Origin of the sequence: Comamonas sp. MYb69 (assembly GCF_037479315.1) — a bacterium.
In the GTDB taxonomy this organism is placed as follows: Bacteria; Pseudomonadota; Gammaproteobacteria; order Burkholderiales; family Burkholderiaceae_C; genus Comamonas.
This window is the reverse complement of sequence record NZ_JBBGZG010000022.1, coordinates 25,187-45,700: the sequence shown is the minus strand read 5'-3', so window position 1 is coordinate 45,700 and position 20,514 is coordinate 25,187. Positions and strand designations below refer to the sequence as shown.

Annotated in this window: 17 protein-coding genes and 3 tRNA genes; 9 read left to right on the top strand and 11 right to left on the bottom strand. The window is 64.5% G+C overall.

Annotation, left to right across the window (positions count from 1 at the left end; translation table 11 throughout):
* Positions 1-67 precede the first annotated feature (67 nt).
* Positions 68-1,186: an HPP family protein gene (locus WH303_RS22955; protein WP_021025828.1), complete on the bottom strand. Its 1,119-nt coding sequence runs from the start codon at positions 1,184-1,186 to the stop codon at positions 68-70.
* Positions 1,187-1,494: 308 nt separating this feature from the next.
* Between WH303_RS22955 and asd the strand changes: the two genes are divergently transcribed.
* Positions 1,495-2,343 (top strand): archaetidylserine decarboxylase, encoded by an 849-nt coding sequence (asd, locus tag WH303_RS22950; RefSeq protein ID WP_027010641.1) that lies wholly within the window; start codon positions 1,495-1,497, stop codon positions 2,341-2,343.
* A 52-nt stretch (positions 2,344-2,395) separates the two neighbouring features.
* Here the strand turns inward: asd and WH303_RS22945 are convergent, their stop codons facing one another.
* On the bottom strand, positions 2,396-3,328 hold the full coding sequence (locus WH303_RS22945) for a pseudouridine synthase (protein WP_339521231.1): 933 nt from the start codon (positions 3,326-3,328) through the stop codon (positions 2,396-2,398).
* Positions 3,329-3,430: 102 nt separating this feature from the next.
* Between WH303_RS22945 and WH303_RS22940 the strand changes: the two genes are divergently transcribed.
* The gene (locus WH303_RS22940; RefSeq protein WP_021025831.1) at positions 3,431-4,699 is read left to right on the top strand and encodes a purine-cytosine permease family protein; all 1,269 of its coding nucleotides are present in this window, start codon (positions 3,431-3,433) and stop codon (positions 4,697-4,699) included.
* A gap of 19 nt (positions 4,700-4,718) precedes the next feature.
* Here WH303_RS22940 and WH303_RS22935 read toward each other — a convergent pair whose 3' ends face one another.
* Positions 4,719-6,068, bottom strand: a complete 1,350-nt coding sequence (locus WH303_RS22935; RefSeq protein ID WP_339521230.1) for a 3-deoxy-D-manno-octulosonic acid transferase — start codon at positions 6,066-6,068, stop codon at positions 4,719-4,721.
* 15 nt (positions 6,069-6,083) lie between these two features.
* Positions 6,084-7,472, bottom strand: coding sequence for a phosphomannomutase/phosphoglucomutase (locus WH303_RS22930; protein ID WP_339521229.1), 1,389 nt, complete (start codon positions 7,470-7,472; stop codon positions 6,084-6,086).
* Positions 7,473-7,770: 298 nt separating this feature from the next.
* Here WH303_RS22930 and WH303_RS22925 point away from each other — a divergent pair, with 298 nt between their 5' ends.
* Entirely contained in the window at positions 7,771-8,721 is a 951-nt protein-coding gene (locus WH303_RS22925) for a DMT family transporter (RefSeq protein ID WP_339521228.1), read from the top strand.
* 2 nt (positions 8,722-8,723) lie between these two features.
* Here the strand turns inward: WH303_RS22925 and WH303_RS22920 are convergent, their stop codons facing one another.
* From WH303_RS22920 to WH303_RS22910, 3 genes are all read right to left on the bottom strand, one after another.
* A complete protein-coding gene (locus WH303_RS22920; protein ID WP_339521227.1) occupies positions 8,724-9,221 on the bottom strand; it encodes a Fur family transcriptional regulator in 498 nt (165 codons plus the stop codon).
* A 76-nt stretch (positions 9,222-9,297) separates the two neighbouring features.
* Positions 9,298-9,849, bottom strand: coding sequence for a peptide-methionine (S)-S-oxide reductase MsrA (msrA, locus tag WH303_RS22915; RefSeq protein ID WP_339521226.1), 552 nt, complete (start codon positions 9,847-9,849; stop codon positions 9,298-9,300).
* Between the two features lie 265 nt (positions 9,850-10,114).
* Positions 10,115-10,585: a hypothetical protein gene (locus tag WH303_RS22910; RefSeq protein WP_339521225.1), complete on the bottom strand. Its 471-nt coding sequence runs from the start codon at positions 10,583-10,585 to the stop codon at positions 10,115-10,117.
* Between the two features lie 498 nt (positions 10,586-11,083).
* Here WH303_RS22910 and WH303_RS22905 point away from each other — a divergent pair, with 498 nt between their 5' ends.
* The 6 genes from WH303_RS22905 to WH303_RS22880 all read left to right on the top strand — a co-directional run bounded on the left by WH303_RS22905 (position 11,084) and on the right by WH303_RS22880 (position 18,821).
* Positions 11,084-11,758, top strand: coding sequence for a TetR/AcrR family transcriptional regulator (locus WH303_RS22905; RefSeq protein ID WP_339521224.1), 675 nt, complete (start codon positions 11,084-11,086; stop codon positions 11,756-11,758).
* Positions 11,755-12,990, top strand: coding sequence for an efflux RND transporter periplasmic adaptor subunit (locus WH303_RS22900; RefSeq protein WP_339521223.1), 1,236 nt, complete (start codon positions 11,755-11,757; stop codon positions 12,988-12,990). Before WH303_RS22905 ends, WH303_RS22900 begins: the two co-directional genes overlap by 4 nt.
* 3 nt (positions 12,991-12,993) lie before the next feature.
* A complete protein-coding gene (locus WH303_RS22895) occupies positions 12,994-16,158 on the top strand; it encodes an efflux RND transporter permease subunit (protein WP_339521222.1) in 3,165 nt (1,054 codons plus the stop codon).
* Positions 16,159-16,218: 60 nt separating this feature from the next.
* Positions 16,219-16,932, top strand: coding sequence for a protein-L-isoaspartate O-methyltransferase family protein (locus WH303_RS22890; RefSeq protein WP_021025840.1), 714 nt, complete (start codon positions 16,219-16,221; stop codon positions 16,930-16,932).
* A 53-nt stretch (positions 16,933-16,985) separates the two neighbouring features.
* Positions 16,986-17,321 carry a rhodanese-like domain-containing protein gene (locus tag WH303_RS22885; RefSeq protein WP_116923977.1) on the top strand — a complete coding sequence of 112 codons (336 nt, stop codon included), beginning with the start codon at positions 16,986-16,988 and terminating at the stop codon, positions 17,319-17,321.
* An 81-nt stretch (positions 17,322-17,402) separates the two neighbouring features.
* The gene (locus WH303_RS22880) at positions 17,403-18,821 is read left to right on the top strand and encodes a TolC family outer membrane protein (protein ID WP_339521221.1); all 1,419 of its coding nucleotides are present in this window, start codon (positions 17,403-17,405) and stop codon (positions 18,819-18,821) included.
* A 39-nt stretch (positions 18,822-18,860) separates the two neighbouring features.
* On the opposite strand, the gene WH303_RS22875 is transcribed toward WH303_RS22880, so the two are convergent.
* From WH303_RS22875 to WH303_RS22860, 4 genes are all read right to left on the bottom strand, one after another.
* Complete coding sequence (locus tag WH303_RS22875; protein WP_339521220.1) at positions 18,861-20,012, bottom strand: hypothetical protein; 1,152 nt, start codon at positions 20,010-20,012, stop codon at positions 18,861-18,863.
* A gap of 199 nt (positions 20,013-20,211) precedes the next feature.
* Positions 20,212-20,286, bottom strand: a tRNA-Val gene (locus WH303_RS22870).
* A 37-nt stretch (positions 20,287-20,323) separates the two neighbouring features.
* Positions 20,324-20,398 (bottom strand) — tRNA-Val (locus tag WH303_RS22865).
* Positions 20,399-20,435: 37 nt separating this feature from the next.
* Positions 20,436-20,510 (bottom strand) — tRNA-Val (locus WH303_RS22860).
* Between the last annotated feature and the right edge of the window lie 4 nt (positions 20,511-20,514).

Genomic DNA, 20,514 nt, shown 5'->3' with positions numbered 1-20,514 from the left:
CCTGAAGCACAAAGCCCTGCTGTCGCAGGGCTTTGTTTTGGGCCATGCCCATCACCCAACGTTCGCCTCAGGTGTCTGCGTGCGGCAGCGACAGCGCCGCTGCCATCTCGCGCACCAGGTCAGTCTGGGAGATGATGCCCACCAGCTTGCCTTGCCGGTTGACAACGGGTACATGGTGCAGCTTGGCGCGCGAGAAGATCGCGATCAGGTCGACCAGGCGGTCATAGCTGCCCACCTTGGAGACCTCGGCCGTCATCAGCTCGCCCACCCGCTGGCCGGCGTCCTTCTTGCGCAGCACCCAGTGCTTGAGCTTGCTGCTGAGGGCAGCCGGGGTGGCGGTCAGCGCATGGTTGAGCAGATCGGTGGCGGTGATGATGCCCACCACCCGCTGCGCCTCATCGACCACCGGCAAGGCCTTGACCCCATGCTGCTGCATCAGGGCCCAGGCATCCTTGACGCTGCTCTGTGGCCGCGTCGCATGCACCGGATGGGACATCACATCCTCGCAGCGCACATTGCCCAAGGTACGCTTGAAGGCGGCCTGGCTTGCGCCTTGCAGCAGCGCTTCCAGATCGGCGCGGCTGACATCGAGCACGCCGTTGAAGCGCTCCAGCGCCTCATCGAGATCGCTGCCCTCGATGCGTGCGCTCGATTCGCGCGAGGCTTGCGCGGCCTGTGCCTTCTGGCTGTGCTGGGGTGCGGGGTAGCGCTTGCCGGTCATGCGGTTGTAGGCCGTGGCCAACAGCACCAGAACGACCAGGTTCAGCGCCACGGGGTTGAGCAGCACCGACACATCGTGCCAGCCCTGAATCGCCATCCACATGGCCAGCGCAGCGCCCGGTGGGTGCAGGCAGCGCAGCACCACCATCACCATGATGGCCAGGCCCACCGCGACGGCCGCTGCCAGCAGCGGATCGGGAAACACCAGCACGGCCACCCAGCCCGCCAGCGCCGACAGCATCGAGCCGCCGATCACCGGCCAGGGCTGGGCCATGGGGCTCGACGGCGTGCCGATCAGCAGCAAGGCACTGGCGCCCATCGCGGCAAACAGCCAGGGGCTGTGGTCATGCTGGCCCCAGGTCTGGCTGGCCATGCCCGTGAGCCACAGCACCACCATCGCGCCCACGACCATGCGCGCCAGCTCCAGCCCGTTGACATGCGCGGCCGACGGCAGAAAGTTGCGCAACCACAGCTGCAGCCGGGCGCGGCGGCTGACTGTGCCTGGCGCAGATGCTGGTTGGGACGGAGGACGTGCTGGAGACATGGCGAGACAGAAGGCGATATGAAAGCTGGAGGTCCGCCATCATAATCAGGCGCCGGACTACAAGCACAGCCGCCGCTGTCGCCCCTGCTGGCAGCATCGGCATCCAAGCCCAGGCATTTGGCGACAAATTGTCAGCATATGGCCGACAAAAGCTGCATTTCACAACGCAATTTGTCATGGGTACGACACAGTGTCGATAGAATCGGCGGTTTACTGTGACGGCCCTGACCATGCGCGATCGAATTGCTGTTTTGCCCCAATACCTGCTGCCCAAGAAATGGATGACCGCGCTGGCCGGCACATTGGCATCGGCAGAGCTGGGCGGCGCAACCACCCGCTTTATCCGCTGGTTTGTTGGCAAGTACCAGGTCAACATGGATGAAGCGGCGCAGCCCGATATTGCGCAGTACAAGAGCTTCAACGACTTCTTCACCCGCGAGTTGCGCGCCGGCGTGCGCCCCATGGCCCAGGCCGACCTGGTCTGCCCCGTCGATGGCGCCATCAGCCAGTGCGGTGCGATTGCGCAGGACCAGATCTTCCAGGCCAAGGGCCATAGCTACAGCACCACCGCCTTGCTCGGCGGCGATGCGCAGCTGGCCGCGCAGTTCAACAACGGCCAGTTCGCCACCATCTACCTCAGCCCGCGCGACTACCACCGCATCCACATGCCGCTGCGCGCCAAGCTGCAAAAGATGGTCTATGTGCCTGGCGACCTGTTCTCCGTCAACCCGCTGACCGCGCGGGGCGTGCCCGGCCTGTTTGCCCGCAACGAGCGCGTGGTCTGCGTGTTTGAGTCGCGCATTGGCCCTGTCGTGATGGTGCTGGTGGGCGCGACCATTGTCGGCAGCATGTCCACCACCTGGCACGGCCAGGTGAACCCGCCCCGCTCGCGCAAGATTCGCAGCTGGGACTACCAGACCCAGCCCATTGTGCTGGAGCAAGGCGATGAGATGGGCCGCTTTTTGCTGGGCTCGACCATCGTGCTGCTGCTGCCCGAAGGCAAAAGCGCCTTTAATGCCGACTGGGCCGCGGCCAAGCCGGTGCAATTGGGCGAGGCCATGGGGTCGTTCAGCCGCTAAGGCCAACTACCCTACCCTCACCACAAGCCGCCGCTGGGCGGCTTGGTTGCTGCTAGTCAGCCAGGGGCAGCAACTGGCGCCGGCTGCGAAACACATGCGCCTGCCCCGTGACCGGATCGCTAAAGCGCAGCTCACGCGCGAGCAGCTGCAAGGGCCGCGAGAAGTCGCCCTCGGGCGGGTCATTGACCTCCGGGTAGAAGGCATCGTTGCGGATCGGCAGCCCCAGCGCCGCCATGTGCACACGCAGCTGGTGGCGTTTGCCGCTGACGGGCTTCAAGGCATAACGCGCCCAGGCGCCCTGCTGCTCCAGCAGCGCCATATGGCTGTGGCTGTTGGGCTCGCCTGGCACCTCATGCATCAGAAAAAAACGCTGGCTCTCTTCCATGCGGCTGCGGTGCTCACGCGGAAACACCAGGTCCGCCCGCCAGGGCGCCACCGCCTCATAGCGCTTGTCCATCGCCCGGTCGCGGAACAAGGCCTGGTACTGGCCACGCGTGGCCGCATCCTTGGACAGCAGCAACAGGCCGGCGGTATCGCGGTCGATGCGGTGCAGCGGTGACAGATGGGCATTGCCGGTCGCATTTTTCAGCCGCACCAGCAACGAGTTCTGCACATATTTGCCCGTCGGCAGCACCGGCAGAAAATGCGGCTTGTCCACCAGCAGCAGACGCTCGTCCTCGTACAGCACCTCGGCATCGAAAGGAATGGGCAGCTCCTGCTCGACCTTGCGCCAGTAGTACACCCGCATGCCGGGCACAAAGACCTGTGCCGGGCCCAAGGTCTGGCGCGCGCCATCGACCACATCGCCCGCCTGCAGGCGTTCGAGCCACTGCGCGGCGCTGACCAGCGGCAGGCGCTGGGCCAGAAAGTCCAGCAGCAGGCCCTCTCCGCGCGAGGGCAGCACCACGCAGCTGGGGCTCACGCCGTCGCGCATCCAGGTAGAAGGGTCCGTCTGTATCGTCATCTCGCAGGCGATTGTAGTCATCTCTTTAGGGGCATGAAGGCTGGGCACAATAGCCGCACTTGCAGGCGCCCGGACTGCCTTGCACTGCAACCTAACTACCAGCACTTCAAACAATAACAGGCCATGACCGCCAACGCTTCTTCCGCCTCCAACTTCGCCCTCCATCCCGTCGCTCAAGAGGAGCGTGTTTTCAACGGCTGGCATCTGGCCTCGCTGTGGTTCAGCTTAGGCGTGGGCCTGCTGGTGATGCAGGTGGGTGCCTATTTGATGCCAGCGCTGTCCACGCCCGAGGCCCTGATGGCCATTGTGGGCGGCTCGGTCGTGGGGGCGGGACTGCTCGCCTGGGTGGGCAAGATCGGCTGCGACACGGGGCTGTCCAGCGCCGGGCTGATCCACCATGTCTATGGCCGCCACTTTGCCAAGCTGCCGGTGCTGCTCAATATCGTGCAGCTGCTGGGCTGGGGCGCCTTTGAGCTGGTGGTGATGCGCGAATCGACCGTGGCCATTGGCCGCCAGGCCGGTGGCATGCAGGCCGCGTACTGGCCCTGGCTGGCCACCTTGCTCTGGGGTGGCCTGCTGGTGGCACTGATGACGGGCTCCATGGTGCGGCTGGTGCGCCAGCTGATCTCACGCGTCGCGCTGCCGCTGGTGGTGCTGTCGCTGCTGTGGCTGAGCTGGCAGTTTGTCGGCATGGCCTTGCAGCAAGGCCTGCCTGCGTTGTGGAGCCGGCCAGGAGCTGGCGGCATGGGCGTGATGCCCGCGCTCGACCTGGTGGTGGCCATGCCCATCTCCTGGCTGCCGCTGGTGGCCGACTATGCCCGCTACGGGCGCAATGGCCGCAGCGCCATGGCCGGCACCTGGATTGGTTTTGGCATTGCCAATATCTGGTGCTATGCACTGGGCGTGCTGGTGGCTCTGGTGCTGCCCAGCACCGACCTGGTCGCCGCCTTGCTGCTGGCCCAGGGCGGTTTGATCGCACTATCACTGGTGCTGCTGGACGAAGTGGACAATGCCTATGGCGATGCCTACTCGGGCGCGGTATCGGCCCACAGCCTGCTGCCGCGCTGGGGTGTGCGCGGCTGGGGCATTGCGATGGCGGTGTGCAGCACGGCGCTCGCCATGGTGCTGCCGATGCACAGCCTCGAGCCCTTTTTGCTGATCCTGAGTTCCGTCTTTGTGCCGCTGTTTGGCGTGATTTTGGGCCGGCTGTCCTGGGGCGGTTACCAGCCCGCCCGCACGCAGGCCGGCGTGCACCTGCTGCCGCTGGCCCTGTGGCTGGGCGGCATCGCGCTCTACCACGGCCTGGCCGCCTGGGCGCCGCAAGCGGGATCGGCCTTGCCAACCCTGGCGCTGAGCTTTGTGCTGGCCTTTGCCACCCGCCCCAAGGCATGAACGCCAGCCCGAAAAAGGTTTAGACGGAATCCTCGTCAAACAGCGAGGCCTCAAAGCTGGAATTGACAAAGCCGTCTGTTGACTCCAGCACCGCGGCCACCAGCTGCGCGGTGGTCTTCGCTGCGCCCCGGTGCGCCTGCGCAAACTGCAGTGCCGCGCGGCGCATGCGGCTGTGGCGGCTCGTATCACTGGCAATGGCCACGGCCTGCTGCAGGCCATCGTCCATGCCTGGCACGCGCAACCCGGCACCGGCCTGCACGCTGCTGTCCGCCGCCTGCGCAAAATTGAAGGTATGCGGCCCCATGACGACCGGGCAGCCGCAAGCGGCCGCCTCAATCAGGTTCTGGCCGCCCAGCGGCGCAAAGCTGCCACCCAGCAAGGCCACATCGGCCAGGCCGTAGTACAGCTGCATCTCGCCCATGCTGTCGCCCAGCCAGACATCGGCGGGCTCGGGCCCGCTCTGCCACTGGCTGCGCCGCGATACCTGCAAACCGGCACCCTGCAGCAGCTGCACAATCTCGTCAAAACGCTGCGGGTGGCGCGGCACCAGCAGCCATTGCACGCTTGCGGCGGCTTGCGGGTCGCTGCCGCGCAGCTGCGCCAGCGCCTCTAACCACAAGGCCTCTTCGCCCTCACGGCTGCTGGCCAGCATCACCACCGGTTTGCCCGCCGCCTGGTGCCAGGCCTGGCCCTGGGCCAGTTGCGCCGCATCGGGCTCGACATCGAATTTAAGATTGCCCAGCACCGCAGTCACCTCGGCGCCAGCGGCGCGCAGCCGACCGGCATCGGCCTCGGTCTGCGCGATCACCGAGCGCAGGCTGCGGTAAGCCGGGCGCGCGAGCCAAGCCAGGCGCTGGGCGCCGCGCAGCGATTTCTCATTGAGCCGGGCATTGGCCAGCACCAGCGGTACATGTTCGCGCTGGCAGCCAGCGGCCAGCCCCGGCCACATTTCCGTCTCCATCAAGATGCCGATGGTGGGGCGGAAATGGCGCAAAAAGGCGCTGACACTGGCGCGGTCATCCCAGGGCTGCCAGACCTGGATATCGCCGGGCAGCAGCAGCTTTTGCCCCTCTTCACGGCCAGTGGCCGTGCCATTGGTCAAAAGCAGGCGCAAGGCCGGTATCTGCAGCCGCAGCTCGCGCAGCAAGATGGCAGCAGCCCGCGTCTCGCCCAGCGATACCGCATGGATCCAGACCAGCGGCATCTCGGGCACGGCCTGGTAGCGCGGCAGGTCGCCATAATCGCCAAAGCGCTGCTCCACCATCTGGGCGTAGCCGGGCTCCTGCACCGCGCGGCGCGCCAGCTTGCGCCTCACCAGCGGACGGGCAAGCCTTGCGACCCAGCCGTAGAGCGTCAGGCTCAGACCCATGGATGCGGCCGCGCCTTAGTGCGACGCGCTGCCAATGACGGCATCGGGCTTGACCTTGAGCAGCAGCGCCTTCATCTCGTTCTGGATGCGGTGCAGCGCTGCCTGGGTATGGCCTTCAAAGCGCAGCACCAGCACGGGCGTGGTGTTGCTGGCACGGATCAGGCCAAAACCATCGGGCCAGTCCACGCGCAGGCCATCAATGGTGTTGATCTGGGCCGGCGCACTGAACACATCGGCCGCCATCTCCTGGAGCTGGGCGCTCAGCTTGTGCGGCTCGCCCTCCTGGCATTCCACATTGAGCTCAGGCGTGCTGTAGCTGCTGGGCAGCGCATGCAGCAGCGCGCAAGGGTTCTGGGCCTTGCTCAGAATCTCCAGCAGGCGGCAGCCGGCGTAGGTACCGTCATCAAAGCCGTACCAGCGCTCCTTGAAGAAGATATGGCCGCTCATCTCGCCGCCCAAGGGCGCATTGGTCTCGCGCATGCGCGCCTTGATGAGCGAATGCCCGGTCTTGTACATCACCGGTTTGCCGCCGGCCGCCTCAATGGCCGGCGCCAGGCGCTGCGAGCACTTGACGTCATAGACAATCTCACCACCGGGCACGCGCGATAGCACGTCCTGGGCAAACAGCATCATCTGGCGATCGGGGAAAATATTCTGCCCATCCTTGGTCACGATGCCCAGGCGGTCGCCATCGCCATCAAACGCCAGGCCCAGTTCCGCATCACCGGTCTGCAGTGACTCGATCAGGTCACGCAGGTTCTCGGGCTTGCTGGGGTCGGGATGGTGGTTGGGGAAGTTGCCATCGACCTCGGAGAACAGCTCGGTCACCTCGCAGCCCAGCGCGCGGAAGATGCCCGGCGCGGTGGCACCGGCAATGCCGTTGCCACTGTCCACGACGATCTTCATCGGGCGCGCCAGCTTGATGTCCGAGACGATGCGCTCGACATAGGCGGCCGTCACATCGGCCTGGCGCAGCTTGCCGCCACCCTGGAAGCGCCAGCATTCCTTCTCCATGATTTGGCGCAGTTTCTGGATCTCTTCGCCATAGATGGCGCGGCCGGCCAGCACCATTTTGAAGCCGTTGTAGTCCTTGGGGTTGTGGCTGCCGGTCACCTGGATGCCGCTGTGGCACAAGGTGCTGGCGGCAAAGTACAGCATCGGCGTGGTCACGCGCCCCACATCGATGACCTCGATACCGGCTTCCACCAGGCCTTGCATCAGCGCGCGGCTGAGCGCATCGCCTGACAGGCGTCCATCACGCCCCACGGCGACCACCAGCTCGCCAGCGGCAATCGCCTGCTGGCCAAAGGCCCGGCCCAGCTTCAGTGCCACGCTCTCGTTGAGCGTGCTCGGCACAACGCCGCGGATGTCATAGGCTTTGAAGATTGCAGAAGAAATCGGCACAGAACTCACCTTGTTGTTGGCGCAAAACAGGCATGAAAAACGGCCTCCATGAGAAGCCGCGCCTTTGCTGCGAGACAGCTATTGTAGGCACGCTCGAGGCGATGGCCGGCCAGTTGTCCATATGGCGACCAGGGCGCCGCGCTGCCAGACGCACAATGGGACCCAGCCAGACGCGGGTTTGCCGCGCCGACGCTGCGCTTTCACGGCTCCTTGCACGGCGCGCATCAATACACCGCAAGAATGTCACCAATGGCAAGCACGGTGCCCGCTAGCATGCTGTCTGCCCTTGCGAGATCCTATGCGCCCCACCCCATCCTCTGCTGCTGCGTCTTTCCCTAGCCCCGCCCTTGCCTCGGCTGCGCCGAGCGCCAGCCGCTGGCTACCCCCCTTTGTGCTGCTGGCGGTGCTCTGGGGCGCGTCCTTTCTGTTCATGCGCCTGGGCGCCTCGCAGTTTGGTGCCGTGCCCACCGCCGGCTTGCGCGTCATCCTGGCTGCGCTGTTTTTGCTGCCGCTGATGCTGCTGCGCGGCGAATGGCCCGCGCTGCGCCAGCACTGGAAGCCGGTGCTGTTCTCGGGCATCATCAATTCGGCCATTCCTTTCTCGCTGTTCGCCTATGCCGTGGTCTATATGCCCACGGGCATGGCCTCGGTGCTCAATGCCTGCGCCCCCTTGTTTGGTGCCTTGGTGGCCTGGCTCTGGCTGGGCGACCGCATCACCGGCCTGCGCGTCACCGGCCTGTTGATTGGCTTTACGGGCGTGGCCCTGCTCGCGCTGCATGACAAGCCCGCCACCGCAGGCGCGGCCAGCTGGAGCGCCTATGCTGCGATCGCCGCCTGCCTCTGTGCATCGCTGAGCTATGGCGTGGCTGCCAGTTTTGCCAAGCGCTACCTGGTGGGCGTGCCGCCCCTGGCCACCGCCACCGGCAGCATGGTCGGTGCCAGCCTCTGCCTGCTGATCCCGACGATTGCGATGTGGCCCAGCCAGACGCCGTCCTGGGGCTCGTGGTTGGCCGTCGCGGCCCTGGCGCTGCTGTGCACCAGCGTGGCCTATATCCTGTATTTCCACATCATCCAGACAGCCGGCCCCAGCCGCGCGATTGCGGTCACCTTTTTGGCGCCGGTGTTTGCGCTGGTCTATGGCAACTGGTTTTTGGCAGAACCCATCACCGCCTGGATGTTGGGCTGCGGCGCCGTCGTGATTGGCGGCACCATGCTGTCAACGGGGCTGATTGGCCGCAAGCGGAGTTGAGATCAGGATTTTTTGGTGTCGTGCTTGCAGTCGGCGCACAGGCCCTGCAGGCGCAGCTCGGTCTGCTCCGGCGCCAGGCCCTGCTCCTGCAGCACCTGCAGGTACTGCGCCATCGCCTGGTTGACCTGGGCCGTGGCAGCGTCGCCGGCACGCTCCTCCAGGCTTTGCACCGAATGGCAGTCAGTGCATTCATAGCGCACCTGCAGCGGCTCCTGCGCGTCGGCGCGCAGCGCATAGCGCGTCAGGCGCTCGGCATCCACACTTTTGACCAGCTTGCCGGCAGCGGCCAAGCGGTCGAGCAGGCGGTAGCTGGTGACCCGGTTGACGTCGACGCCCATCTTCTGCAGCCGGGCCTGCACCTCGGCCACGGACCACTGCATGCCCGGCTGGCTGCCGACCAGGGCCAGCAAGGCCTTGGTGGCGCGCGTGGCACGCATGCCGGGCGGCAGGGACTGCACGCTCAAAGCGGCAGTGGCGGGGGATGGAGTGCGGGCGGACATCGGTGGCTGGGAGCAATGGCTTTGATGCAATTGTGTTGCATTATGCCCATCGCCCGCGCCCGGCAGCCAGGTGGCCCTACTTCAACCAGTCTGCAAAGCGGGTTTCCAGCTTGTCGACCTTGGGCGCCACCACATAGGTGCAATAGGGTTGGCGCGGGTTGTTGTCGAAATAGTCCTGGTGGTAGGCCTCGGCGTTCCAGAAATGCTGCAGTGGCTCCACCTCGGTCACCACCGGCGCGCCCATCTGGCCGGAGGCATTGAGCTTGTCGACAAAGGCCTGGGCCTGGGCCAGCTGCTCGGGCGTCGTGGTGTAGATGCCGCTGCGGTACTGCGGCCCCACATCGTTGCCCTGGCGGTTCAAGGTGGTCGGGTCATGCGTCGCAAAAAAGATGTGCAGCACCTTGTCCAGCGGCAGCACCTGCGGCTCGAAAGTCAGCTCCACACATTCGGCATGGCCCGTCGTTCCCGTGCAGACCTGTTCGTAGCTGGGATTGGCGATCTGGCCATTGGCATAGCCGCTGACGACCTTGACAACGCCACGCACCCGCCCGAACACGGCCTCGGTGCACCAAAAACAACCACCGGCCAACACGATAACTTCGTGACTCAAGTTATTGATTTCGTTCATGCTGCCTCCGAGCAATTTCCACAAACCTCCTCAAATTCTAAGAGTGGTTTGTGACGTTTTCACAATAAAAAAGGTCTACCGTCGAAACGACCAACAGCAGGATCACCGCCAGTCATGCTCGAACATCCAGTGGATGCAAGACTCTGGGACTGGGGAAGCATCCGATGCTGCTGGGTTCCATGCGTTAGATGGCATTGATTGACCCTTAAACAAGTGAGGGAACGAAAATAAAGTCGATGCAGCCACGCCGCCCATCTTCGAAGGGCTACCTTTTCTTCAAAATATAGTAATGAATCCTCCCATTGCCTGACTCACCAATCTGCAATACATAGTCGTCTGATTTCACATCCATTGGCGAGAATGCCGTGATAACGGCACCAGACGTAATTTGATAGCTATGCTTCTGCTTGCCAACACTAATAAAATTCATTCCCGAAGATATATCTTTGCAAAACAAACCGGTAGCAAGTTTATGATTATGACCAGTACAACGACTAGCCATAATATTCCATTCATCCTCGCGCCCCTCATTAATTTTCAGCATCAACACATCTTTGGATGCATGAATAGCAATGGTCTTTGTTGAACCCTTTTTTCGATTCGAATAAAAATCCACCCGACTATCTACAACATCATAGTCACCGTTCAACTCGGCTACGGCAAAATCCCTATCTGCCTCTTTTTCGGCTTGTGTACGAGTGTCCGGCGTCGTGGGAATGGATCGACACCCAATCATAACCAAACTCAATAATGATATCAAAAATATCCTCTTCACAAATAACCCCTTCATTCATAAATTAGACGATCACTATAACTCACACGGTTGGAGTATCCTCAATTTCAACAGATGCTGCCAGCCAACTACCCCCTCAAATCCCAGGACCGGCACTTGCGAGCAGCAAGACACACTTTGAACGAAACCTGAAGCTGCATCCAATGGCGCCGCACAGCGCCCATTTCACCAAACAGAATTGTCACATCTATCTAAGCATGTAGAGCACCGATAGTCAAAGCTGTATCGCTCTGTTTAAGAAGTTTCACAAAGCATTCCCGTGGTATCGCACACATCTGATGCTGCAAAGTGCACGGGTCTATCTATTCCCAAATCCTCTTGGCGATCCCGTATACGCTTGCTTTATCGAGATAGTCGTGACTGTCCTCACTTGACTTGTCGCGGGCAGGCACCTACATTACTAACCCACTGGTCATTAACTGTTAGATTGCGCTGCCCACCGTGTCCACCCCGCCTTCCCCCCCTGCTTTGGCCGCGCCTGCGCCCCGCCGCAGCCGCCGCAAAGAGGCCCGGCCCGGCGAGCTGCTGGATGCGGCGCTGGACCTGTTTGTCAGCAAAGGCTATTCGGCCACCAAGGTCGAAGAAGTGGCCCGGCAGGCCGGCGTCTCCAAGGGCACGCTGTTTTTGTATTTTCCGAGCAAACAAGAGCTGTTCCAGGCCGTGGTGCGCCATGTGCTCAGCAGCCGCTTTGCCGAGTGGGATCTGGAGCTCGACAGCTACCAGCATGACACTGCCACCCTGATCCACTACTGCTACGAGGTCTGGTGGCAGCGCATCGGCTCGACCAAGGCCTGCGGCCTGCCGCACCTGGTGATGGCCGAGGCGCATAACTTTCCCGAGATCGCGGCCTTCTACCGCCAGGAAGTGGTGCTGCCCGGCAACCGGCTGATCGAGCGCGTGCTGCGCCGGGGCATGGAGCGCGGTGAGCTCGCCCCGCTGGACCTGGACTATGGCGTGACCCTGGTGCTGGCCCCGCTGATCTTTTGCGCCAGCGTCAAAAGCACCGGCGGTTTTTGCCTGCCCAACCCGGATTTTGATGTGCCACGCTTTTTGCAGATGCAGGCCGATGCACTGATGCATGGCCTGGGCTGCCAACCCCGGGGTGGCGCAACATGAAGCGCGTACTGCCCTGGCTGGCCGCTGCCGTCGTCATCGCCCTGCTCGCCAGCGGGCTGTGGCGTGGCCTCAAAACCCAGCAGCAGCGCCAGCAAGCGCTCGCCCAGGCCGAGCAGGCCAAGGCACAGGCGGTCTACCAGCTGGCTGCCAGCGACGCGATCACCGTGGCGCCGCAGACCCTGGTGCTGAGCCTGCCCATCAGCGGCACGGTGCAGGCGGTGCACACCGCCATCATCAAGGCCCGCATTGCCGGCGAGCTGCAGCAGCTGCAACTGCGCGAGGGCGACGCGGTGCAGGCCGGCCAGGTCGTCGCGCGGGTGGACAGCACCGAGAGCCAGGCCCGCCTGGCCCAGGCCCAGCAGCAGGCCGATGCGGCGCGCGCGCAGCAAGATATTCAGCAGCGCCAGTACGACAACAACCGCGCCTTGGCCAACCAGGGCTTTATCTCGGCCACGGCCTTGGAGTCGTCGCAGTCGCAATGGCAGGCCGCGCAGGCCAATTACCAGGCGGCACGCTCGGCCGCCGATGTGCTGCGCAAAAACCTGAGCGATACCGTGCTGCGCAGCCCCATCCAGGGCCAGGTGGCCCGCAAATGGGTGAGCAATGGCGAAAAGGTCGGGCCGGACGCCAACGTGCTGGAGATTGTCGACCTGCGTGAGCTGGAGCTGCAAGCCCAGATGCCGGCAGCCGATTCGCTGCAGCTGCGTCTGGGCCAGACGGCGCAGTTGCAGGTCGATGGCAGCGGCCAGACCGTCAGCGCGCAGGTGGTGCGCATCAACCCGCAGGCCGATGCCAACAGCCGCAGTGTGACGGTGTATTTGCGCATTGCACAGCCCGCGCCATCCGCAGGCGCTGCCGCACCGGCGCTGCGCCAGGGGCTGTACCTGCAGGGGCAACTGGCCACCGGCGAGCTGCAGACGCTTGCCGTGCCGCTGGCTGCCGTGCGCACCGACAAGCCCGAGCCCTATGTGCAGTTGCTGAGCCCAAACGCCGGATCGGGCGAACCAGGCGAACGCAGCGATACGCTGCTGGTTCAGCACCAGCCCGTGGTGCTGGGCGCGCGCAGCCAGCGCGATGGCAAGACCTGGGTCGCGGTGACCCAGGGCCTGCAGGCCGGCCAGCGCATTCTGGGTGGCCAGGTCGGCCAACTGCGCGCGGCCACGCCGGTGCGGCTGGCGCCCGGGCCTGCACCCCTTCCAACAGCTACCCCGCCCGCATCGCCCGCGTCCTGATCCATGTGGTTCACCCGCCTCAGCCTGAACAACCCGGTGCTGGCCACGATGATGATGGCCGCGCTGGTGGTGCTGGGCCTGTTCTCACTGCAGCGCCTCAAGGTGGACCAGTTCCCGAATATCGATTTCCCGGTGGTCGTCATCACGGTGGACTACCCCGGCGCCGCGCCGGAGATTGTTGAGAGCGAAGTCACCAAGAAGATCGAGGAAGCGGTCAACGCCGTGGCCGGCATCAGCGCCCTCACCTCGCGCAGCTACGAGGGCACGGCCGTCATCATCATGGAGTTCCAGATCTATGTGGACGGGCGCCGCGCGGCTGAGGATGTGCGCGAGAAGATCGCTGCCGTGCGCCCCTTGCTGCGCGACGAGGTCAAAGACCCGCGCGTGATCCGCTTTGACCCGGCAGACGCCGCCGTCTGGTCGCTGGCCCTGCTGCCTGACCCGAGCCGGGGCACGCCGCCCAGCGCGATTGCGATGACCTCCTGGGCCGACCAGGTGCTCAAGAAGCGCCTCGAGAATGTACGCGGCGTGGGGGCCGTGAGCCTGGTGGGCGGCACGCCGCGCGAGATCAATGTCTACCTCAACCCGCAGCAGATGGAGGCGCTGTCCATCTCGGCGAGCGAAGTGGCCGATGCCGTGCGCCGCGAGAACCAGGATCTGCCGCTGGGCTCGGTGCGCTCGCGCGAGCAGGACCGGCTGGTGCAGATCGACTCGCGCATGAAGCGGCCCGAGGACTTCAACCAGATCATCGTCGCCCGCCGCAATGGCGCGCCCATCTACCTGCACCAGGTAGCGCGCGTGCAGGATGGCGCGCAGGAGCTAAAGAACCTGGCCTTGTACAACGGCACGCGCACCCTGCTGCTGTCGATCCAGAAATCGCAGGAGGAAAACACCATCGAGGTGGTGGACGGCCTGCGCCGCGCAGTGGCCGAGATCACGCCCGAGCTGCCGCCGGGCCTGCGGCTGGAGCCGATTGCCGATGCCTCGCGCCCGATCCGCGTGGCCGTCGACAACGTGCGCCAGACCCTGGTCGAGGGGGCGGTGCTCACCGTGCTGATCGTGTTTCTGTTCCTGCATTCCTGGCGCTCAACGGTCATCACCGGCCTGACCCTGCCGATCTCCATCATCGGCACCTTCTTTTTCATGTATGCCTTTGGCTTCACGATCAATATGGTGACCCTGATGGCCTTGTCGCTGTGCGTGGGCCTGCTGATCGATGACGCCATCGTCGTGCGGGAGAACATCGTGCGCCACCTGCAGATGGGCAAATCGGCCTACCGCGCGGCGCTGGAAGGCACGCAGGAGATTGGCCTGGCCGTGCTGGCCACCACCTTGTCGATCGTCGCGGTGTTTCTGCCCATTGGCTTCATGGGCGGCATCATCGGCAAGTTCTTCCATGAGTTTGGCCTGACCATTGTGGTCGCCGTGCTGCTGTCGATGTTTGTCAGCTTTACCTTGGACCCGATGCTCTCCAGCGTCTGGCATGACCCCAGCGTGCACAAGGGCGGCAAGCCCGCACGCAACGGGCTTGCACGGGCGCTCGACCGGGCGCTGGCTGGCTTTGAGGCCGCCACCGAGCAGCTGAGCGCCGGCTACCAGCGCCTGCTGGCCTGGGCGCTGCGCCACCGCTTGACCAGCCTGCTGGTAGCGCTGGCGATCTTTATCCTGAGCCTGCTGCTGCTGCCACTGCTGGGCACCGAGTTTGTGCCGCGCGCCGATTTTTCCGAGACCCAGATCCGCTTCAATGTGCCGGTGGGCGCATCGGTGGAGGCAACCGAGGCGCGCGCGCGCCAGGTCGAGGACGTGGTGCGCCGCAACCCGGCCGTGCGCTACACCCTGACCACGATCAATACCGGTAACGCCAACGGCAAGAACTACGCCAGCATGTATGTGCGCCTGGTGGACCGCAGCAAACGCAGCCAGGATGTGCAGCAGATATCGGCCAGCCTGCGCGCTGAGCTCAACCAGATCGCCGGCATCCAGGTGACGCACGTAGGCCTGCTCGAAGCCGTAGGCGGCCAAAAGCAGGTGGAGTTCTCGCTGCAGGGCCCGGATCTGCAGGAGCTCGAACGCCTGGCGCGCCAGGTGAGCGAGCGCCTGCAGCATATCCCCGGCCTGGTGGACCTCGACAGCAGCGTGCTGGAGCGCGAGCCCATCGTGCAGCTGCAGTTCAACCGCGATGCCGCATCCGACCTGGGCCTGCCGATGGGCCAGGTGGCGACAGCGCTGCGCACCTTGGTGGAAGGCGACACCGTGGGCAACTGGCGCGCCGGCGACAACCAGACCTATGACGTGCGGGTGCGCCTGGCGCCCGAGGCGCGCGAGAACCCGCAGATGCTGGCCCAGCTGCCGCTGACAGCCATGGGCGCCAATGGCCAGCCCCATACCGTGCGCCTGAGCCAGCTGGCCACCTTGACCGAAACCACCGGCCCCAACCGCATCAACCGCCGGGCGATGAACCGCGAAGTCGCCTTCAATGCCAACGCCAACCAGCGCAGCGCCGGCGAGGTGGCCGCCGATATCCGCGCGGTGCTGGCGCAGACCACCTTCCCGCCCGGCTACCGCTATGAATTTGCCGGCAGCACCAAGAACATGCAGGAGTCCTTTGGCTACGCGCTGTCGGCACTGGCCTTGGCGGTGATCTTTATCTACATGATTCTGGCCAGCCAGTTCCGCAGCTTCTTGCAGCCGCTGGCGCTGATGACCTCGCTGCCACTGACCTTGATTGGCGTGGTGCTCACCTTGATGATGTTTGGCACCACCTTGTCGATGTTCTCCATCATCGGCGTCATCTTGCTGATGGGCCTGGTCACCAAGAATGCGATCTTGCTGGTGGACTTTGCGATACGCGCCCGCCAGCCCCAGCCTGGCGAAGACGGCCAGATGGTGCCCGGCCTGCCCCGTGAGCAGGCACTGCTGCTGGCCGCCCAGGTGCGGCTGCGCCCGATCTTAATGACCACCCTGGCCATGGTGTTTGGCATGGTGCCGCTGGCTTTTGCGATGAGCGAAGGGGCCGAGCAGCGCGCGCCACTGGGCCAGGCGGTGATTGGCGGGGTGATCACCTCGTCGCTGTTGACCCTGGTGGTGGTGCCCGTGGTGTACTGCTACCTCGATGATTTTGCGAAATGGGCCGCCCAAAAGTGGCGGCGTCCCGCTATGGAACCCTAAGCGGCCTAAAATAAGGGGTTTTTTCTTGCCCCACCCCCAACAAGCCAACCGGAGTCTGCAATGAGTTTGCCACTGAACATGTCCCCCAGCACGGATGATAAATACCGCGCAGCACGCTACAACATGGTCGAGCAGCAGGTTCGCCCCTGGAGCCTGGGCGACGAACAGGTGCTGGCGCTGATCGGCACGCTGCGCCGTGAAGAATTTGTTCCCGATGGCCTGCAGGACATGGCGTTCATGGACATCCAGCTGCCACTGCTGGGCGATGACGGCGAAGAAGCCGTTGCCAATGGCCACTGCATGCTGCCTCCCCGCGTCGAAGCACGCGTGCTGCAGGATCTGAAGCTGCAAGCCCATGAAAACGTGCTGGAAATCGGCACCGGCTCGGGCTACATGGCCGCGCTCATGTCGCGCCTGGCCAAGCAGGTCACCTCGCTGGAGATCGAGCCTGCGCTGGTCGAGCTGGCCCGCGCCAACCTGCACCGCGCCCAGATCAAGAATGTCGATGTGGTGCTGGAAGACGGCTCCAACGCCCAGGCCATCGGCGGCAGCTATGACGTGATCGTGCTGAGCGGCTCGGTCTACGAAGTGCCAGCGGCGCTGCTCGACAAGCTCAAGGAAGGCGGCCGTCTGATCGCTTTTGTGGGCACCGAGCCGATGATGCGCACCACCGTCTACACCCGCACGCAAGGCAAGCTGACGATCAGCCAGCCTTGGGACACCGTGGTGGCCCGCCTCAAGGGCTTTGCCGAGGCACCCCGCTTCAAGTTCTGATGACCCCCGCAGCGCGGCGGCCTGGGGGCCGGCTGCGCTGCAGAAAGTGATGTATGGAGCAAATCCGCCCCGCGCAACTCAATGAATGGCTGGCCCAGCATGCTGACCAGAACCCCCTGGTGCTGGATGTGCGCGAGCCCTGGGAGCTGCAGACTGCCTCGGTCAAGCCCGAAGGTTTTGAGCTGCTGAATATCCCGATGCAGCAGATTCCAGCCTCGCTCAACCTGCTCGATGAAGACCGCCCCATCGCCTGCCTCTGCCACCACGGCATGCGCAGCATGCAGGTTGCCGTGTTCCTGGAGCGCCAGGGCTACAGCCAGGTCAGCAACCTGACCGGCGGCATCGACCTCTGGACGGCTGAGCGCGACCCCTCGGTGCCGCGCTACTGACCTGCGGCCCGCGCCGTTTGCGGCGCGGCATCGGGCCTCTGGCCTGGCCGCGCCTCCCCTTGTACCACCCCCTTCTGCACCATGCGCCAAGCCCCTGCCCTGCCTCGTCTGAGAACAACCTGCGCCGCAGCTGCTGCGCTGCTGCTGGGCCTGGCCCAGTGGCCGGCCCAGGCCCAGAGCCTGATGCAGATGGTGGAGCAGGCCAGCGGCTATGACGCGCAGTGGCAATCGGCCCGTGCCAACCTGGATGCGGCCATCTCCCGGGGCGAGCAGGCCCGTGCAGGCTTGCTGCCGCAGGTGGGCCTGCAGGCGCAGTCGCAGTACAGCCACACGGCCATCAACAACCCCGAGCTGCGCCTGAACGGCCCCGACCACCAGATCGGCATCACGGCCAGCCAGCCGCTCTACCGCCCGGCCAACCGCATTGCGCTGGAACAAGGCAAATTGGGCGGCGATATCGCCCGGCTGCAGCTCGATGCCGCGAGCCAGGATTTGCTGGTGCGGGTGGCCCAGGCCTACTTCGATGTGCTGGCCGCGCAGGACAGCATGGTGTTTGTGCAGGCCCAAAAGGCTGCCGTCAAAGAGCAGCTGGCCGCTGCCAAGCGCAACTTTGATGTGGGCACGGCCACCATCACCGATTCGCGCGAAGCCGAGGCCCGTTTTGACCTGGTGCGCGCGCAGGAGATCGCCGCCGAGAATGACCTGACCGTCAAACGCCTTGCGCTGGACAACGCCGTGGGCACACCCGGCAACCAGCCCTGGCCGCTCAAGCAACCTGTGCTGCTGCCAGCGACCACGCCCGACAATGTGCTGATGTGGGTGGACCAGGCCCAGAGCGAGCAACCCCAGATCCGCATTGCCCAGCTGGCTACCAACAATGCCCGGCTGGACACCAAGAAGGCCGAAACCGGCCACCTGCCCACCGTGGACCTGCAGGCCACCGTGGGCCGCCAGCTCTACCCCAAGGGCAGCATCACCATGCCCACCCATGGCTACAACGCCAACCAGGCGACCGTGGGTGTGGTGCTCAATGTGCCGCTGTTTGCCGGATTTTCCGTGCAGAACCGGGTCAAGGAAACGCTGGCACTGGAGAGCAAGGCCGAGGCCGACCTGGACAATGCCCGCCGCACCGTAGCGCAGAACGTGCGCAGCGCCTTCTTTGGCCTGCAGTCCAACGCCAGCCAGGTCAAGGCACTGGAAGCCGCCGAGGCATCGAGCCAGCTCGCGCTCGATGCCAACCTGACCGGCTACCAGGTGGGCGTGCGCATCAATATCGATGTGCTCAACGCCCAAAGCCAGCTCTACCAGACCAAGCGCGACCTGGCCCTTGCCCGCTACAACACCTTGCTCGGCCAGCTCAAGCTCAAGCAGGCGGCCGGCACCTTGGCGCTGAACGATATCGAAGTGCTGGACCGCAGCATGCTGACCAGCACGGCGCCCGCAGCCGCAGCTCCCAGCGCGTTGCCTGCGACCCAGCTCGCCCCCTCACCCGCACGCTAAAGCGCTCCGCGCGCCTGGGCAAGGCCGCACAGCGCGCCATCAAGGCAGGTTGCCAAACAAGGCCGGCCGCGCTGCATAAGAGGGCAGCACGCAGGCGACATCATGGGCGCAGCCCGGCACGATGGACAGCGGCTGCGGGCGCGCTGGCTGCAGCACCTGGGCCACATAGGCGGCATAGCCCTCCCCCCGCTGGCGGCGAAACGGCCCTTGCAGCATGGCGGCGCAGGATTTATCGAGCGCGCCATAGCTCGTGCCCTTGCCGGCATGGTTGTCGAGCGCACCTTCCAGATAGTGGATATCGGCCTGGCGGTAGCGCTCGCGCGCCTGCGCAGCGGTGGGCCCCAGGCTGGACGGCAGCGCCTGCGTGCCGTATTTCCAGTCGTGGTAGCCCGGGCAGGATGCCTCTTGAGGCAGTTGCATGCGGTAGTCGCAACCACCATCGCTGCAGGCAGCCCAGTCCACATCGCGGGCCGCGCGCTGGGGCTGCGGGCGCGGTGGATCGAAATACAGCCAGGTGCCGGGGTCGGCGACGACATAGCGCAGCGATACACCGGCAGGCGGCTGCTGGGCAAAGCCGATGCTGCGCTGGAGCATCTGCCCACCGGCAGAAAAGCCCGCCAAGGTGATCTGGCGCACGCTGGGCCAGCGCTGGTGGATATGGGCAACCAAGGCATCGAGCGCGGCAATCGCGCTGATCGGGGTCCTGCCAGCACCGGCCTGGGAGTTTTGCCCGGCCAGCCAGCTGCCGCAGGTCCACAGCACATCACCCGGCTCCGGCGCAGGCGTGCCCTTGGTGCGGCAGCGCTCGGCCTTGTCGCTGGCCACCTGGTAGAGCGGCGCAATGACCAGGGTCTCTTCCAAGCGCCCCGCCTTGCGTGCGGCATCCAGCGCGGCATTGAAGCTGCGGTTGGCATCGCGCGGGTGCCCATGCAGGATCAAAAGCGCCGTTTGCGGTCCGCCAGATCCATCAGCATTTTCGGCTTGCGGCGCTTGCGGCGCTTGCGAGGCATAGAAATGCATGCGCCCGGCCTGGCGTGGCAGCGCAAAGCCTTGGTAACAGGCGTCTGAAGCCTGTTCGGTACAGGTCTGTGGCGCCGATGCTGGGGTGGATGGCGGGCTTGAAGCTGCCCAGCCACTGCCAGCCAGCAAAGCGGCCAGGCCAACACCAAAAGCGAGTGTGCGAGCGGTCATAGCGGTACCGTGGTAGTCCCAAGACCTGCCATCCTAGGCCTTTGTGGCCCAGCGGTGTAGCACTGGGCGGGATTTACCTGGCAGAGACAGGCCCGATACATGAACGGCGTGGTGGACTGCGCTGCAGCCTGCGCAGCGCATGCACAAGCGCGCAAAAACAAAAAACCTCTTGAACATCACATTCAAGAGGCTTGTTGTTTGGTGGGTGATACATGGATCGAACATGTGACCCCTGCCGTGTGAAGGCAGTGCTCTACCGCTGAGCTAATCACCCCAGGCACGCCCCAAAGAGGCCTGCCAAAACTAAATGGTGGTGGGTGATACATGGATCGAACATGTGACCCCTGCCGTGTGAAGGCAGTGCTCTACCGCTGAGCTAATCACCCCAGGCACGCCCCAAAGAGGCCTGCCAAAACTAAATGGTGGTGGGTGATACATGGATCGAACATGTGACCCCTGCCGTGTGAAGGCAGTGCTCTACCGCTGAGCTAATCACCCCAAC